We start from the raw sequence: 15,345 nt of genomic DNA, 5'->3' as shown, positions 1-15,345 counted from the left end.
TATGCGCGAGGAAGACGAACAGTACTTCGAAGGGCTCGAATCGCAACTCGAGGACGCCTTCGACGTCGCCGAGGAAGCCAAAGAACGCGGTGGCGATCCGAAACCCGAGGTCGAAATTCCGACCGCGCGGGACATGGCCGACCGCGTCGAGAACATTCTGGGTATCGACGGCGTCGCCGAGCGCGTGCGCGAACTCGAGGGCGAGATGTCTCGTGAAGAGGCCGCACTGGAACTCGCGAAGGACTTCGCGGAGGGCCGCGTCGGCGACTACGAGACGAAAGCGGGCAAGGTCGAAGGCGCGGTCCGCACAGCCGTTGCCCTCCTTACGGAGGGTGTCGTCGCCGCGCCCATCGAGGGCATCGACAAAGTTGAAATTCTCACCAACGACGACGGCTCGGAGTTCGTCAACGTCTACTACGCCGGGCCGATCCGTTCTGCGGGCGGGACCGCACAGGCGCTCTCCGTCCTCGTCGCGGACTACACCCGCGCGCTCGTCGGCATGGGACAGTACAACGCCCGCGACGAGGAGGTCGAACGCTACGCCGAGGAGATCGGCCTCTACGACAAGGAAACCGGCCTGCAGTATACGCCCAAGGACAAGGAAACGAAGTTCATCGCCAAGCACATGCCGATCATGCTCGACGGCGAGGCGACGGGCGACGAGGAGGTCTCTGGCTTTCGTGACCTCGAGCGCGTCGATACCAACAGCGCCCGCGGCGGGATGTGTCTGGTCATGGCTGAAGGGATCGCGCTCAAGGCCCCAAAGATCCAGCGCTACACCCGGAATCTCGACGAGATCGACTGGCCGTGGCTGCAGGATCTGATCGACGGCAATTACGCCGACAACGAGGGCGAAGGTGAGGAGAACGACGACACTGCGGCCGACGACGAGGATGGCGACGGTGACGAGAGCGGCGAGGCGGACGATGCAAGTGACGACTCGGCGGGTCCCCCGCGCGTCGAAGAATCACAGAAGTTCCTTCGGGACCTCATCGCCGGTCGGCCCGTCTTTTCCCATCCCTGCGCGAAGGGCGGATTCCGCCTGCGCTACGGCCGTGCGCGCAATCACGGCTTCGCGACTGCGGGCGTCCATCCCGCCGCAATGCACCTCGTGGATGACTTCCTCGCGACCGGCACGCAGATCAAGACCGAACGCCCCGGCAAAGCAGCAGGAGTCGTCCCCGTCGACTCCATCGAAGGCCCGACCGTCAAACTCGCAAACGGGGACGTGCGCCGGATCGACGACCCCGAGGACGCCCTCGAGATCAGAAACGGCGTCGAGAAAATCCTTGATCTGGGCGAGTACCTCGTCAACTACGGCGAGTTCGTCGAGAACAACCACCCGCTCGCACCCGCCTCCTACACCTACGAGTGGTGGGTCCAGGACCTCGAGGCCGCCGGCGCGGATACGCAGGCGCTCGAGGACGACCCTCGAATCGACCTCGAGTTCCCTGACGCCGAGGAGGCCCTCGAGTGGGCACTCGAGTACGACGCGCCGCTGCACCCCGAATATACCTACCTCTGGCACGACATCTCCGTCGAAGCCTTCTGTACGCTCGCAGCCGCCGTCTCACACGGCCGCGTCGAGACCGACAGCGACGGCGACGCCGGGGACGGCACGCTCGTCCTCGAGTACACAGAGGCCGTCCGCGATTCCCTCGAGACGATTGTTATCGAACACCGCCAGCGTCCGGACGAGGACCGCCTCGAGATCGACGAGTGGCGGCCACTTGCACACACGGTCGGCTGTGACCCGCGCCAGGCGGTGACGGATGGGGCTGCACTGGAACCTGATGGTCGGAGCGAAGAACCAACCATCGACCTCGAGCGCACCTGGAGCGACGAGGACCTCTCCGAGCACGCCCGTACGTGGGGCCACGAGAAAGACGGTGACAACGCCATGGAGGCGGTCAACGAAGTTGCTCCCTTCCGGGTTCGCGAACGCGCGCCGACTCGAGTCGGCAATCGAATGGGCCGGCCCGAAAAGTCAGAGAGCCGCGATCTGAGTCCGGCCGTCCACACGCTCTTTCCAATCGGCGAAGCCGGCGGCACGCAGCGAAACGTCGCTGATGCGGCCAAACACGCCGAGACGATGCAGGATACGCCCGGCATCGTCGAGATACAGGTTGGCCGACAGCGCTGTCCGAACCCCAGCTGTAACGCCGAGGAAACCTTCAAAAATCGCTGCCCGGACTGTGGCGAGCGAACCAAACCCGACTACCGCTGTCCTGACTGCGAGCAGACACTCGAGCCTGATGACGCCGGCCGCGTCGAATGTGGCCACTGTGAAGTCGAGGGAACCTGCGTCGAAAACCGCGAGGTCGACATCAATGAGGAGTTCCGCGACGCCCTCGAGTCGGTCGGCGAACGCGAGAATGCCTTCGAGATCCTGAAAGGCGTCAAGGGGCTCTCCTCGGCGACCAAAATCCCTGAACCAATCGAGAAGGGGATCCTGCGGGCGAAACACGATGTCTCCTCGTTCAAAGACGGCACCGTCCGCTACGACATGACTGACCTGCCGGTCACGTCAGTCCGGGCGAGCGAACTCGACGTCGACGTTGGCCAACTGCAGGCACTTGGCTACGAGGAAGATATCCACGGCGAACCGCTGACCCACGAGGACCAACTCGTCGAACTCAAAGTCCAGGACGTCGTCCTCTCCGATGGCGCAGCCGAGCACATGCTGCAAACCGCCGACTTTATCGACGACTTACTCGAGCAATATTACGGTCTCGAACCGTTCTACGAACTCGAGGATCGGACGGAACTCGTCGGTGAACTCGTCTTCGGGATGGCTCCCCACACGAGCGCGGCAACTGTCGGGAGAGTGATTGGATTTACGAGCGCGGCGGTCGGATACGCTCATCCGTATTTTCACGCCGCCAAGCGGCGTAACTGTGACGGTGACGAAGACTGCGTGATGTTGCTCATGGACGGACTTCTCAACTTTAGTAAAAGTTTCCTGCCAGATCAGCGCGGGGGGAAAATGGATGCCCCGCTCGTCATGTCCTCGAGAATCGATCCCGCCGAAATCGACGACGAGGCGCACAACATGGACATCGTCAGCCAGTACCCCCGCGAGTTCTACCTCGCCAGTCGTGAGCAGGCTGATCCCGAGTCCGTCGACATCCAGATCGGCGAGGATACGCTCGGCACCGACGACGAGTACACCGGCTTCTCTCACACCCACGACACCACCGACATCGCGATGGGGCCCGACCTCTCGGCGTACAAGACGCTCGGCTCGATGATGGACAAGATGGACGCTCAACTCGAGTTATCGCGCAAACTCGAGGCGGTCGACGAGACCGACGTGGCCGAGCGGGTCATCGAATATCACTTCCTACCGGACCTGATCGGGAATCTGCGAGCCTTTTCGCGACAGGAAACCCGGTGTCTCGACTGCGGCGAGAAGTTCCGCCGAATGCCCCTGACCGGCGACTGCCGGGAGTGTGGTGGCCGCGTCAATCTCACCGTCCACCAGGGATCGGTGAACAAGTACATGCAGACGGCGATTCAGGTCGCCGAGGAGTACGACTGCCGGCCCTACACGAAACAGCGCCTCGAGGTCTTAGAGGGTGCTCTCGAGAGTGTGTTTGAAAACGACAAAAACAAACAAAGCGGGATTGAGGACTTCATGTAGCGGCGAGCACCGACTCTTCAGGTTTGAACTGCAGACTGGACTACGCTCGGGCGAGCACACGGTAGCGATCCGATCTCCGGGTCGATCAGTCCTCTTCTCGATAGTACAACTCCTCTTTTGGGCCACCGCAGTTCGGACACGTAGCGGGTAATTCATCCGCCAGACGGCCCGTTTCGCCGCAGTTCGAACAGCGCCAGAAGTGATGCGGTCGCTCGTCTGGCTCTGTTGGCTCCCCGATTGGCAGTTCTGTCTCCTCTTTGTTTGCGGGTTTGCTATCTATTTCTTGAGTCATACTAACACACCTCATTTACTGGAACGTCTCGAGTCGTGTTAAACGCCTCGTCCACCCGTTAGAAGCGCTGAAAATCGAATTCAGTGGTAATTCATCAAGTACGAGGCGGAGGCCCCACCCTCAAGGAGTGCCGGGCTTCCGGTTCGGCGGAAGCACAAGCGAGTAGGGTGGGTGAGGACAGCGAGGGATCGAAGATCACTCGGGCCGTGCGAACGGGCCTGCGGCCCGTGAGCAGAAGCCGACACGGTCCTGACCGTCGTTCACGACTTTCTCGCTAAGATGTTATTCTATATTGCACTCTATGGTTTACCATATATACTGTCCCACAGATTTGTCGTCTTGTCCTCGAGCACTGGCTCGCTGGCCGAATCTGTTTTCATCCCGTACTCACACGTTCGAGTATGGATATCGTCGTGTTCGGCGCTGGCAGCCTTGGGAGTCTCCTCGGTGGACTGCTCGCCCGGGAGCACGAGGTCACACTTGTTGCTCGTCCGGCACAGGCCCGGACGCTCCGTGACGGCGGCCTTCGGCTCACGGGGGAGTTCGATGATCACGTCACCCCTGCGGTGACGACCGACATCACCGGACTCTCGGCTGACCTCGCGATTGTCGCCGTCAAGGCCTTCGATACCCCGTCTGCCGCCGCCGAACTGGCGACCGGCTCGTTCGATGCCGTTCTCTCGGTTCAGAACGGAATGGGGAACGAAACCCTCCTCGCAGACCGCCTCGAGTGTCCCATCCTCGCCGGAACTGTCTCCTACGGCGCATTGCTTGAGGAGCCAGGTGTCGTGGCGTGTACAGGCCGGGGAACCGTCGTCCTTGGCGCTCGATCCGGCGGTCGAACACCCATCGTCGAGGGGGTCGGCACAGCGTTCGAGGCGGCTGGGATCGAAACGACTGTCGCGACCGACATGCCGCGTCGACTCTGGGAGAAACTCGCCGTTAACGCGGGAATCAACCCGGTTACGGCGCTTACTGGAACGTCAAACGGCGCGATTCTCGAGGACCCAGCAGCAGACCCCGCTCGCACGGCAACACGCGAAACTGCCCGTGTCGCCCGTGCAAACGGCATCTCGCTCTCGGAGCAGGCAGCACTCACCGCACTCGAGCGAGTCGCAACCGAAACAGCTGCGAACACGTCGTCGATGGCCCAGGACGTTCGTGCCGGTCAGCGGACTGAAATAGACGCGATAAACGGGTATGTGCTCGAGCAAGCCCCCGACTCGGTCGCGGTGCCGGCGAATCGGCACTTGGCGGCGCTCGTCCGAACCTGGGAAGCCGGTGCTGGCGTTCGCTGAGAGGTGTGAAAACAGCGGTATCGACTGCTAAACACTGATGAAACGTTAGAACGGGGCCTCAGGACCTTCGTCGGCTGCACCGTCGTCATCGACGGTTTCGCCGGGGAACGACGGCTCCATGCCACCGCCACCGCTCTCGCCGCCCATGCCGCCGTCCATCCCAGTGTGGGCGTTGACCTTCTCGATTTCGGGGATTTCTTTGACCATTCGGCTCTTAATCGCCTGAATCGTCATTGGCGAGATACCACAGCCACTGCAGGCACCGCCCAGTGCGATGGTGACTTCGCCGCTCTCGCGGTCGATATCCTGAATTGCCGCGCTACCGCCGTGCATCTGAATCTGCGGGAAGTTTCGCCGCAGGAAGTTCGAAACGCGCTCCTCGAGGTCGTCCCCGTCGTTCTGGGTCTCGGTACTCATACGAGCCACTTGGGTGTGAGTGCCCCTAAACCTTCCGTCGTTCGTGTTCGGTCGACCTGTACACTGGGGTCGTCACCCTATTGGAACTCGAAAATACGCTCGAGTTCAGTTTCGATTTCGCCGACGTGGATCTCGAGGAGTTCCTCGAAGCGGTCTTGCTCGACGACGATACCTGATAGTCGCCCGTAGGGATTATCGGGGAGTTCGATGGTGAACTCGCCGTTTCCGTCATAAAAGGGCTCGCTCTCATTGAGAACTTGTTGATCGATTGCATGGACGAGTTCGGAGTCGTATTGGTCGTTCATGCGGTTGAACGCGTTTTTATACGCCTGCTGGAGTTCGGGGAAGTAGTTGGCGTACTTGTCTTCGAATTTCTCGGGGTCGAAGTCAGCCATATCGGAGTACAGCGCGAGCGAGGACAAAAGTCGGACGATTGGTCCCGTAGCCGATGAATCGGCACACGAGACACTCGCGACGGGTGATGTCGTATCTGGGGGCCTAAGCAGTGGATGCGTACGCAAGGGGAACGAACTCCCGCTGCACTCGCGATACCCTCGCACATGCTCTCGGATCAGCGTCCGATCCCACCGGAAGCGTTGCCGCCGGGATGGGGTGCACTCGAGTTCTGTCAGGGCCGATTCGTCTACCGATATCGACAGCCTCCAATCGAACTGATCGCCGATGAGACGAGTGCTGACCGCTGTCACCCCGGTCTCGGCCTTCACTGCTACTGGGAACTTCGCTATCGGTACTCGATTGGTGACTACCTCCACACAGACCAGATCGGCCGGGTTTCGACCCGCCACGCCGCACTCGAAGGCCTGCTTGAGTGTATGCACCGAGTTCACGAGCGTGCTGATGCGCTCGAGGACCCGTTCGACGTATCGGCGGTGTTAGAACAGGTTTCGCTCTCGGATTTTATCCCGGGGACAGACTCGAAGCCGGACTAATCAGCACAATAAGCCACTGAAAGCAGTGTACGCCCAATCGAGCGATGCTATGCGATTAGTATGACACAGCTTCTGTTATGGATCTATCGTGTGCTGCCAAACCCAATAAACTGCATATTGTTATATCAAATACGGTCGTGCTGGTCATCTCGACAGCACAGTGTTTATACTGGTCAACGAGGTAGTGCTGCTATCCCTTCGATGACGTCTCAGATTCCGTTTGCAATCGATTTCCACGTTCACTCTGACGATTCTTACGACGGACACGAACCGATTGAACTCGTGTTAGAACACGCAGCTGATATCGGTCTTGATGGGGTCGTCATCACCGATCACGACGAGATCGGCGAATCCCTCCGTGCTGCCGAAATCGCCCCTGAGTACGGACTTGTCGGCATTCCCGGTGTTGAGGTCTCGACCAGACACGGCCATCTTCTGGCAATCGGTGTCGAGGAACGGCCTGAACCCGGCCAGCCGTTCATGGAGACCGTCGAAACGGTCCGGGAACTCGGCGGCATCGCTGTTGTCCCCCATCCGTTCCAGCGCAGTCGCCACGGCGTCAGAAAACGTCATATTCAGGATGCCGATGCCATCGAAACGTACAACTCGATGCTCTTTACCGGCTATCGTAACCGTCGCGCTCGAACGTTTGCTCGCCGTCGAGCATACCCCGAAATCGGTGCCAGCGATGCACACTACCTGCCAAACGTCGGCAAAGCCTACACCGAAATCCTCGTTGAACCTACTGCAGACACGCCGACGAAAGCCGAGATCGACGGTGACGACCTCGTCGACGCCATCCTCGAGGGGCGGACCCAGATTCGTGGCAAGCGCACGCCGGTCCACAAGAGCACGGTACAGTACGCCAAGGGAGCGGTCCGAAAATCGACGTATCTGCTCACCTCGCGTGCACCACTGATCCCGACCGTTCCGGCGTCGATGGATCGGTCCTAACCCAGTTGCTCGCCAACGAGTTCGTTGGCATGCTCGATGAACTCGGATTCTTCGCCTGCGGGAACCGTTGCCCCGGCCGCCACGTTGTGACCGCCGCCGTCGCCGCCGACAGCCTGTGACGCCTCGCTCATCACGCTCGAGAGATCGAGTCCCTGTCGGACCAGATTGTGCGTGCCACGCGCTGAAACCTTCGTCTCCTCGTCGTTTTTCGCGGCGAACGCGAAGATCGGTTTCGAGTGGCTGACGCCGTCGTTGCCCATTGCCATGCCGGCGACGATGCCGACGATAGTCTCGCGGATGCGGTCGCCGGCGTCGAACCACTGGACGTGTTCCTCGTGGGTGACGCCTTCGTTCGTGATGAGGGTGATCCCTTCCGAGAGGTTTCGGCGGTGATTTCGAAGCAACGTTCGGGCTTGCTCGAGTGCGCCCTCCCGGTCGCCGAGACAGACCCCGAGACCGACGTCGGCGCGCTCGTAGCGAGCGGTCGCATTGAGCAGGGTCGAAAACTCGCTTGCATCGCGCAGTTCGGTGCCGACGGGTTCCTCGCTCAGCACGTAGGCAGTGCCGACGAGGCCGTCGATTTTGCCCGCGGGAACGCCTGTCGAGACGGCCTTTCGGACGAGCGCGCTCGCGACAGTCTGTTTCTCGTCGTTGGTCAGCCCGGACCACCGTCGCCACTCGCCGTCGGCTTTGAGTTCGAGGTCGAGATCCTCGAGAAACTGGAGTGCTCCTGCCTCGTTGTTCGAAATGCCTGGAATGTGGACATCGCTTGCGTACTCGAGGAGTTTCGGGAGCGGCCGGGTCTGTTTGCCATAGAGTGCGAGGTCCTTCCCGGTCTCGAGGACGCCGGCGTCGACACCCTCAGCGACGATTTTCTCGTTTGCGCCCTGGAGTTTGCCGCCGGACGCTTGCATGTCGCCGACAGCGCCGACGACGGCCAGTGCGGCGAGGTCGCGGTTGTCGGCGCGAGCATCGGTCGCTGTGTCTGTCGTTGCACCCGAAGTGCCGCCGTCGGTCGCAAGGCCGGTTTCGTCTGCAACGTCTGCGAGCGCCCGAGCGAGGACGTAACTCGCGCCCGCACCGGAAAGTTCGGAGGCACCGTCGATGCCGAACAGCAGTGGATTGAGGTGATACTCCGTGTCGCTGTCGGCGGGCTGGTGGTGGTCGGCGATGATCGGCGTAAATGCGCCTGCGTCTTCGTGTTCGGCGATACTATCGAGTTGGCCGCTCCCGAAGTCAGTAAAGCAGACAGTGTCGTACTCAGTCGCCGCAATCGCGGCAATTGCGTCGTCGTCGAGTTGCTTCTCGAAAATGGTTTCGACGGGAATCGACGCGCGCTCGAGTGCCTGCGTTGCGATTGCGCCGCTCGTGAGTCCGTCGGCGTCGATATGCGAGGCCAGCAGGACGCGGTCGGCCTCACACAGCCGCTGTGCACAACGCGTCGCTCGCTCCTCGAGTTCGGGAATCGGCCCGGCCATCGACACTCTCTTGGTGCGCCTTTCCTGATAAAGTCGCGGTCTCTTGGGTCAGCGCTCGGCGAGCGCAGTGACCGTTTCGCGCGCGAGCGCGTCGAACGTCGCTTCGCTCGCGACCAGATCGACGTCGACACCCAGTTCCCGCGCGGTTTCCGCGGTTGGTTCGCCGATAACGCCGACAACAGCATTCTCGAGGCCAGCGAGTGCCGCGTTGCGTCCGCCGCGAACGCCGGCAGCCTCGAGGAAGTGTTCGACAGTCAGCGAGGAGGTGAAACAGGCCGCATCGAGGTCGCCTGCGGCGGCCAACTCGGCTGATCTGCCGCTTCCCTCGGGTCGGACCAGCCGGTAGAGAACCGTCTCGTGAACGTACGCGCCTGCGCCCTCGAGTCCCTCGAGCAGGACTGGGCTGCCGTGATCGCTGCGGGCGACTTCGATACGCGCGCCGTCGACGTCGGCTTCGAGATCGGCAACGAGACCACTCGAGGTGTATTCTTCAGGAATGAAATCCACGTCGTAGCCGACAGCCTCGAGCGCGTCGGCCGTTGCGGGGCCGATTGCACAGACGGTCTGCTCGCCAGGGGCCCAGCCCGCCTCGGCGACGAGTTCCGCGCCGGTCTTGCTCGTCAGGACGACGTAGTCGGCGTCGGTTCGCGGCGTCTGGCCGGTCGGCTCGATGGCTAACATCGGATCTGGAATCGGCTCTGCGCCGAGTGACTCGAGCAATGAGGTGGCGTCATCGATGCGGTTATCATCGGGTCGGAAGACGGCGACGGTGGGAGCGGGAGTCATTGCTCGCAGTTCGGTCTCAGGACTTTTGTCACTCTCGAGTCGATGTCGCTGAGTCGCTGGCTCCGGCAGCGGACTCGTTCGCAAGGAACTCGACAACTGACTCGCGCGTGCCCGCAACGTCGCCGATAACGGTGATTGCGGGTGGTTCAATCCCGACCGAATCCCGTGCATCGACAATCGTCTCGAGGGTGCCCGTTGCGACCTGCTGGTTCGGCCAGGTCGCGCGTTCAACGAGTGCAACGGGCGTCTCCGCGGGCATGCCGGCCTCGAGCAGCGCGTCGGTGTAGTCGGGCAGGCGGGTGACGCCCATGAGGACGACGATGGTTCCGCCGGTGTCGGCCAGTGCGGCCCAGTTGACCGTCGATTCGGGTTTGGTCGGATCTTCGTGACCGGTCACAAACGAGACGCTCGAGGCGTGATCGCGGTGGGTGACGGGAATACCGGCGACAGCGGGTGCGGCGACTGCTGAGGTGACTGCGGGAACGACCTCGAAGGGGATGCCGTGGGCCGCGAGATACTCGGCTTCCTCGCCGCCGCGGCCAAAGACGAACGAGTCGCCGCCTTTGAGCCGCACGACGGACTGGCCGTCGCGGGCATGTTGGACCAGCAGTTCGTTGATTTCGGACTGTGGCGTGCGGTCGCCGTGTGCACGTTTGCCCACATCTTTTCGACGGTCGTCGGGCAGCAAGTCGATAATCTTCGGCCCCGGAAGCTTGTCGTGGAGGACGAAATCCGCCTGCTCGAGCAGGCGTCTGGCCTTGCAGGTCAGCAGTTCAGGATCGCCGGGGCCGCTACCGACGAGATAGACGGTCCCAGCGTCCGGCTCGGTTCCGAAGTCGGTTCCTGACATTGTCGTACGCTCTCTCTACTTGCCCGATGGCTTATCTTCCTCGGAGACGGCAGTATCCGCGCCGTCTTCGTCGCGTTCTGCACGTTTGATCAGTTCTGTCGCGCCACGCTCGCCGAGATCGCGTGCGAACTCGCGGGCAGCCTCGGCGTGGTTCTCGACAGACAGGTCGCGGTTTGCGATGACCGATTCGTCTCCGTCTTGGTCGAAGACGGTGACTGCGGTATTGACGTACTCGCCCTGGACAACGGCGTAGACGCCGATTGGTGCGATACAGCCGCCGCCGAGTTCTGCGAGCACGCTTCGCTCGACAGTTGTCTCGACACGCGTTCGCGGGTGATCGAGTACGCTCTGTATCTCGCGAGCCGTCTCGTCCTCGAGTGCGGTCACGGCAAGTGCGCCCTGACCCGGTGCAGGAACGAACGTGTCCGTCGGCAGTTCCTGATACTCGACGTAGTGAGTGAGTCCGCTGCGCTCGAGGCCGGCCTCGGCGAGGACAATTGCATCGTACTCCGTTTCGATCTCACGGCCGAGCGCCTGCTTCTCGAGTTCGGAAAGCCCGTCGAACCACTCATCGACCGTCTGGTCGTATTCGGGTTCGAAGTCCTCGTCACCGGTGTTGCCCTTGCGCTCTTTGTCGGCGTCAGTTCGCGCCTCGTGTTCTGCTTGCAGCGCGGGCGCGAGCAGTTTCTCGAGGCGCGTATCGACATTGCCCCGCAGCGGTTCGACCTCGAGATCCGGCCGTTCCGAGAGCAGTTGTGCGCGCCGGCGCAGACTCGAGGTGCCGACGAGTGCGCCTTCGGGCAGGTCCTCGAGCGTCGTTCCGTCAGGTGTGACGAGTGCGTCGCCCGGCTGGCCACGCTGGGGCACGCCAGCCGTGACGAGTTCGTCGGGCTGTTCGGTCGGCATATCCTTCATCGAGTGAATCGCGCCGTCGAGGTCGCCCTCTAAGACACGCTCGTCGAGTTCGCGGACGAACGCGCCCGTCTTCCCCAGTCGGTGGATGAGTTCGTCCTGAATTTCGTCGCCCGTTGTCTCGATGGTCACGAGTTCGACCTCGTATCGGCGATCCTCGAGGGCCTCTTTGACGAGGCCGGCTTGGCGCCGGGCGAGATCTGACCCTCGCGTCGCCAGTCGTAACGTCCCACGCGTTTTCATAGGAATGAGTCGTCGCCTCGAGTATGAAAAGCGCACGCTTGTCCGACGCGCCCGTCGGGCAGTTGCCACGAACGAAGGGGCGAGTTATCAACTACCATTCGAAGGTGTTCGGGACGCGACTTATACTGTATCAAACGGCTACATATGACCGGATGAGCGATACACTGTACGAACGACTCGGTGGCGAAGACGCGATTGCAGCCGTCGTCGACTCGTTTTACGACCGCGTCCTCGCAGATGAACAGGTCGCATACTACTTTGAAGACACCGACATGCAGAAACAACGCGCCCACCAGACCCAGTTCATCAGTTCCGTCACCGGCGGCCCGGTCGACTACACCGGCGATGAGATGGAATCCGCCCACGCCGGAATGGGTATCACACCCTCGGAGTTCGGGGCGATTGCAACCCACCTCGAGGAGACACTTGCCGAGTATGACGTGCCCGAGGAGGACCGGGAGGCCGTCCTCGAGGAGATTGCGAGCTATCGCGGTGCGATTGTGACTGCGGCGGATTGAATCCGATTTCGACTCGAGTGTGCAGTGCGATCACAGTGTCCCGATTGCCCTGTGGCGGTTGTACAGATAGTAGCCTGCGACCAGCGGCTGCAGCGGCGGTATAGACAGGCTCAAAAACGCGACGCCCAGATAGAAGCCGGGATTTGGCCGCCAGTTCGTGCGTTCGGTGCTGACGTACGCCGCGTCCTGGTGGATCGCAACCGGAAACGAGCCGAAGGCAATCGCACCCGCGAGGCCGACTGCGGTCGTAAAGAGGCCGGGCATGGCGAATACGAGCGCAACTGTCGCCGCGACGATCCCGAACAGCGTCGAGGCGAGCGAGATCGCGACGACGATCCACCAGCCGGACCAGCCCGATGGCGTGCCGAACTGACGATGACGCTGGATGAGGTAGATGACGCCCGCAATCGCCGGCGAAAGCACTGCTGCCCCGCCGTAGAGCCACACGCGCGGTCGCCAGTTCCCACTCGCACGCGGCTGGCGTCTCACCCGCCGCGCATCGAGGACGACCGTCGCCGTCACGCCGAGAGTCAACACCGTATAGCCGAACGTTCCGAACAGGATCAACCCCTGCTGGAGCCCCGGTACGCCGGGCTCAGCGTCCTGTAGCACACCGACGATACCGACGCCGATCACCGGCGGAAAGAGATACAGCAGTCGCTCGAGCAGGCGCGCCCACTCACTCGAGACGGCAGTCAGTCGTGTGACTTCAGTCACTCTCTATGGTGGTTCGTTTTTCGAGCGGTATAGTAACTCTTGAAACGCGGTCGCACTCGCAGTGCTGTTCAGTGCTCGAGCGCCCGGTGGCGCTGGATGCCGTAGACGGCAAGGAGTGTCACAACGAGTACCGCACCGATGGTCGAAAACAGAATAAACACGAGGAGGACGACCCACGCGGCTGTGAAGTACGTTGCCGGATTTGGGCGCCAGTCAGTCGTTTCCCGCAGGTAGCCACTGTCCCTGTACAGACAGATTGGCAGTCCGGTAACGAGCAACTCCGGGAGTCGGGTGAGCCACGTAGACGTGACGGATTGGAGTCCGGCGGTGAGGAGTGCAAGTACCGCCAGCCCGACGACGCCGTACCACCACCGCGAACTCGTCGGGAGGCCGGTTGCGTGTTCGTTTCGCTTGTACAGGTAATCGATTACCGCGAGCCCCGAAAAGAGCAATCCGAGGACTCCGTACAGCCCCGGTGACGGTGCCCACTCGAGGCCCGCCGTGCGCACGTGCCTCGAGTCCAGATACAGCAACACTGCGACGATGAGGCCGAAGACGAATCCGAGCGGAACGAGCGCCAGCAGTCCCATCGAATAGACGACGGCCAGACTCCCGACGAGGCCACTCTCAACAAGTACCGGAAGGAGCACCAGCAATCCGAATATCGCTGCTGTCGCGAACAGACAGTACTCGAGGGGTTGCAGCCATTTCGAATCGACTCGGCCATAGTTGGCCGGTGTTGTCGCCATACGTTAGCCTAGTAATCTATCGTATAAAAAGAAGGAGGGGCGACGTCCTGTCTGCTCCCAGTCGCTATTAGAGTGCTTCCTTGTACGCCTCGAGCGTTTCCTCGACGTCTTCGTCGGTGTGGTTGTAGCTGACGAACTGGCACTCGAACTGGTTTTGCGAGAGGACGATTCCCTGGTCTTTCATCTGACCCCAGAAGACGCGTCGCCAGCGGTCGGTTTCGGCGTTTTTCACGTCGGCAGCGTTCTGTGGAGCCTCGCCATCGCGGGTGAAAATCACCTTGAACATGCCCGCGGTGCCGGCGACGGTGTACTCCGGTGCCTGCTCGGCGACGATGTCGGAGAGGCCAGAGCGCAGACGGTCGCCCAGTCCGTCGATGTGGTCGTAGACGTCGTTTTCGGCGGCAAATTTGAGGGTCTCGAGGCCGGCAGCCATCGTCACGGGGTGGCCGGAGAAGGTTCCGGCCTGGAAGACGGGGCCGGAGGGGGCGAACTGTTCGATGATCTCTGCTTTGCCGCCGATTGCGCCGACGGGGAAGCCGCCACCGATGATCTTGCCGAACGTGGTAAGGTCGGGGGTGACGCCGAACTCGCTCTGGGCACAGCCGAGACCGCCAACGCGGAAGCCGGTGATGACCTCGTCGAAGATCAACAGCGAGCCGTGATCCTCGGTGATCTCCCGCAAAAAGTCGTGATAGCCGTCGGTGGGATGGACGATGCCATAGTTGCCCAGAATCGGCTCGGTCATCACGGCTGCGATGTCGTCGCCGTGTTTTTCAAAGACCTTGCGGACGGCTTCCTCGTCGTTAAAGGGTACGGGAAGGGTGTGTTCGGCGAAGGCCTGTGGCACACCCGCCGAGGATGGCGCGGTGTTCTCGGCGTCGCCCTCGACCAGCGTCGACTCCTGTGCACCGTGGTAGCCGCCCTGATTGATGACGATTTTGTTCCGGCCAGTGTAGCCGCGTGCGAGGCGCACCGCGGAGGTGGTCGCTTCGGTGCCCGAATTGACGAACCGAATCTTCTCGACGCTTGGCACATGACGCACGACGAACTCCGCCAGATCGACCTCGATTTCGGTCGGCATACCGTACATCGGTCCCTCACTTGCTTTCTGCTGAATGCTCGACTTGACTGGCTGTGGGAGGTCATGGCCCAGCATGAGCGGCCCCAGACCCATCACCCAGTCAATGTAGCGGTTGCCGTCCGCGTCGATAATGTGCCCGCCGTCGCCTTTCTGGACAAAGAACGGATAGGGTTCGATTGCCGCACGAACGGCCGAGTTGACCCCGCCAGGCATGACCGACAGCGCTCGGTCATACAGCTCGCGTGAATTGTCGTCGTTCATAGCTGGCCGTAAGCAATCCGTCGGGAAAGTAGTACCGGGGTGCGATTGTCGACACCTCGAGTCGCCCCGTCGTATGCAGGGTCTCCTGCTCGAGGTGAGTCGATTCAATCGATTTACATCCAGTTTGTCAAGAAAAGTAAAACGTCAGTGTGCCGAAGCCAGCCAAGATGTTCGTGTGGGTCGGCGAGTCGATGCT

At 61.6% G+C, this 15,345-nt stretch carries 15 protein-coding genes; 5 read left to right on the top strand and 10 right to left on the bottom strand.

What is annotated here, in order from left to right; translation table 11 throughout:
• The first annotated feature begins 1 nt into the window (after position 1).
• On the top strand, positions 2 to 3,643 hold the full coding sequence (locus B2G88_RS13435; protein ID WP_087715052.1) for a DNA polymerase II large subunit: 3,642 nt from the start codon (positions 2 to 4) through the stop codon (positions 3,641 to 3,643).
• Between the two features lie 85 nt (positions 3,644 to 3,728).
• Here B2G88_RS13435 and B2G88_RS13430 read toward each other — a convergent pair whose 3' ends face one another.
• A complete protein-coding gene (locus B2G88_RS13430) occupies positions 3,729 to 3,935 on the bottom strand; it encodes a DUF7130 family rubredoxin-like protein (protein ID WP_054863269.1) in 207 nt (68 codons plus the stop codon).
• A gap of 401 nt (positions 3,936 to 4,336) precedes the next feature.
• On the opposite strand from B2G88_RS13430, the gene B2G88_RS13425 reads away from it, so the two are divergent.
• On the top strand, positions 4,337 to 5,233 hold the full coding sequence (locus tag B2G88_RS13425) for a ketopantoate reductase family protein (RefSeq protein WP_087715050.1): 897 nt from the start codon (positions 4,337 to 4,339) through the stop codon (positions 5,231 to 5,233).
• Between the two features lie 45 nt (positions 5,234 to 5,278).
• Here the strand turns inward: B2G88_RS13425 and B2G88_RS13420 are convergent, their stop codons facing one another.
• Both B2G88_RS13420 and B2G88_RS13415 read right to left on the bottom strand, forming a co-directional pair.
• Positions 5,279 to 5,650, bottom strand: coding sequence for an iron-sulfur cluster biogenesis protein NfuA (locus B2G88_RS13420; protein ID WP_054863268.1), 372 nt, complete (start codon positions 5,648 to 5,650; stop codon positions 5,279 to 5,281).
• Between the two features lie 77 nt (positions 5,651 to 5,727).
• A complete protein-coding gene (locus tag B2G88_RS13415; RefSeq protein ID WP_054863267.1) occupies positions 5,728 to 6,045 on the bottom strand; it encodes a DUF5783 family protein in 318 nt (105 codons plus the stop codon).
• 114 nt (positions 6,046 to 6,159) lie between these two features.
• On the opposite strand from B2G88_RS13415, the gene B2G88_RS13410 reads away from it, so the two are divergent.
• Positions 6,160 to 6,600: a hypothetical protein gene (locus B2G88_RS13410; RefSeq protein ID WP_342744123.1), complete on the top strand. Its 441-nt coding sequence runs from the start codon at positions 6,160 to 6,162 to the stop codon at positions 6,598 to 6,600.
• Positions 6,601 to 6,801: 201 nt separating this feature from the next.
• Positions 6,802 to 7,554: a PHP-associated domain-containing protein gene (locus B2G88_RS13405; protein WP_054863265.1), complete on the top strand. Its 753-nt coding sequence runs from the start codon at positions 6,802 to 6,804 to the stop codon at positions 7,552 to 7,554.
• Here the strand turns inward: B2G88_RS13405 and B2G88_RS13400 are convergent.
• Genes B2G88_RS13400 through hemC form a run of 4 tightly spaced genes read right to left on the bottom strand, consistent with a single transcriptional unit; the run spans position 7,551 to position 11,823 of the window.
• Complete coding sequence (locus B2G88_RS13400) at positions 7,551 to 9,032, bottom strand: single-stranded-DNA-specific exonuclease RecJ (RefSeq protein ID WP_087715049.1); 1,482 nt, start codon at positions 9,030 to 9,032, stop codon at positions 7,551 to 7,553. The two genes, B2G88_RS13405 and B2G88_RS13400, sit on opposite strands and share 4 nt — an antisense overlap.
• A gap of 48 nt (positions 9,033 to 9,080) precedes the next feature.
• Positions 9,081 to 9,818 carry a uroporphyrinogen-III synthase gene (locus B2G88_RS13395; RefSeq protein ID WP_087715048.1) on the bottom strand — a complete coding sequence of 246 codons (738 nt, stop codon included), beginning with the start codon at positions 9,816 to 9,818 and terminating at the stop codon, positions 9,081 to 9,083.
• Between the two features lie 28 nt (positions 9,819 to 9,846).
• Complete coding sequence (cobA, locus tag B2G88_RS13390; RefSeq protein WP_054863264.1) at positions 9,847 to 10,668, bottom strand: uroporphyrinogen-III C-methyltransferase; 822 nt, start codon at positions 10,666 to 10,668, stop codon at positions 9,847 to 9,849.
• A 15-nt stretch (positions 10,669 to 10,683) separates the two neighbouring features.
• On the bottom strand, positions 10,684 to 11,823 hold the full coding sequence (gene hemC / locus B2G88_RS13385) for a hydroxymethylbilane synthase (protein WP_087715047.1): 1,140 nt from the start codon (positions 11,821 to 11,823) through the stop codon (positions 10,684 to 10,686).
• 152 nt (positions 11,824 to 11,975) lie between these two features.
• On the opposite strand from hemC, the gene B2G88_RS13380 reads away from it, so the two are divergent.
• A complete protein-coding gene (locus B2G88_RS13380) occupies positions 11,976 to 12,341 on the top strand; it encodes a group I truncated hemoglobin (RefSeq protein ID WP_054863263.1) in 366 nt (121 codons plus the stop codon).
• A 30-nt stretch (positions 12,342 to 12,371) separates the two neighbouring features.
• On the opposite strand, the gene B2G88_RS13375 is transcribed toward B2G88_RS13380, so the two are convergent.
• The 3 genes from B2G88_RS13375 to hemL all read right to left on the bottom strand — a co-directional run bounded on the left by B2G88_RS13375 (position 12,372) and on the right by hemL (position 15,149).
• Positions 12,372 to 13,058 (bottom strand): hypothetical protein, encoded by a 687-nt coding sequence (locus B2G88_RS13375; protein WP_245835399.1) that lies wholly within the window; start codon positions 13,056 to 13,058, stop codon positions 12,372 to 12,374.
• A gap of 68 nt (positions 13,059 to 13,126) precedes the next feature.
• Positions 13,127 to 13,807, bottom strand: a complete 681-nt coding sequence (locus B2G88_RS13370) for a hypothetical protein (protein ID WP_054863262.1) — start codon at positions 13,805 to 13,807, stop codon at positions 13,127 to 13,129.
• A 67-nt stretch (positions 13,808 to 13,874) separates the two neighbouring features.
• Positions 13,875 to 15,149: a glutamate-1-semialdehyde 2,1-aminomutase gene (hemL, locus tag B2G88_RS13365; protein WP_087715046.1), complete on the bottom strand. Its 1,275-nt coding sequence runs from the start codon at positions 15,147 to 15,149 to the stop codon at positions 13,875 to 13,877.
• Between the last annotated feature and the right edge of the window lie 196 nt (positions 15,150 to 15,345).

It is taken from the genome of Natronolimnobius baerhuensis, assembly GCF_002177135.1.
Classification (GTDB): Archaea; Halobacteriota; Halobacteria; order Halobacteriales; family Natrialbaceae; genus Natronolimnobius; species Natronolimnobius baerhuensis.
This window is presented reverse-complemented; position numbering and strand designations above follow the sequence as displayed.

What these genes read in the sequence shown, in the direction of transcription:
- B2G88_RS13370 (WP_054863262.1), bottom strand. Translation starts at nt 13,807, where the DNA reads ATGGCGACAACACCGGCCAACTATGGCCGAGTCGATTCGAAATGGCTG.
- B2G88_RS13380 (WP_054863263.1), top strand. Translation starts at nt 11,976, where the DNA reads ATGAGCGATACACTGTACGAACGACTCGGTGGCGAAGACGCGATTGCA.
- B2G88_RS13410 (WP_342744123.1), top strand. Translation starts at nt 6,160, where the DNA reads ATGCGTACGCAAGGGGAACGAACTCCCGCTGCACTCGCGATACCCTCG.
- hemL (WP_087715046.1), bottom strand. Translation starts at nt 15,149, where the DNA reads ATGAACGACGACAATTCACGCGAGCTGTATGACCGAGCGCTGTCGGTC.
- B2G88_RS13420 (WP_054863268.1), bottom strand. Translation starts at nt 5,650, where the DNA reads ATGAGTACCGAGACCCAGAACGACGGGGACGACCTCGAGGAGCGCGTT.
- B2G88_RS13435 (WP_087715052.1), top strand. Translation starts at nt 2, where the DNA reads ATGCGCGAGGAAGACGAACAGTACTTCGAAGGGCTCGAATCGCAACTC.
- B2G88_RS13400 (WP_087715049.1), bottom strand. Translation starts at nt 9,032, where the DNA reads ATGGCCGGGCCGATTCCCGAACTCGAGGAGCGAGCGACGCGTTGTGCA.
- B2G88_RS13415 (WP_054863267.1), bottom strand. Translation starts at nt 6,045, where the DNA reads ATGGCTGACTTCGACCCCGAGAAATTCGAAGACAAGTACGCCAACTAC.
- hemC (WP_087715047.1), bottom strand. Translation starts at nt 11,823, where the DNA reads ATGAAAACGCGTGGGACGTTACGACTGGCGACGCGAGGGTCAGATCTC.
- B2G88_RS13430 (WP_054863269.1), bottom strand. Translation starts at nt 3,935, where the DNA reads ATGACTCAAGAAATAGATAGCAAACCCGCAAACAAAGAGGAGACAGAA.
- B2G88_RS13395 (WP_087715048.1), bottom strand. Translation starts at nt 9,818, where the DNA reads ATGACTCCCGCTCCCACCGTCGCCGTCTTCCGACCCGATGATAACCGC.
- cobA (WP_054863264.1), bottom strand. Translation starts at nt 10,668, where the DNA reads ATGTCAGGAACCGACTTCGGAACCGAGCCGGACGCTGGGACCGTCTAT.
- B2G88_RS13425 (WP_087715050.1), top strand. Translation starts at nt 4,337, where the DNA reads ATGGATATCGTCGTGTTCGGCGCTGGCAGCCTTGGGAGTCTCCTCGGT.
- B2G88_RS13405 (WP_054863265.1), top strand. Translation starts at nt 6,802, where the DNA reads ATGACGTCTCAGATTCCGTTTGCAATCGATTTCCACGTTCACTCTGAC.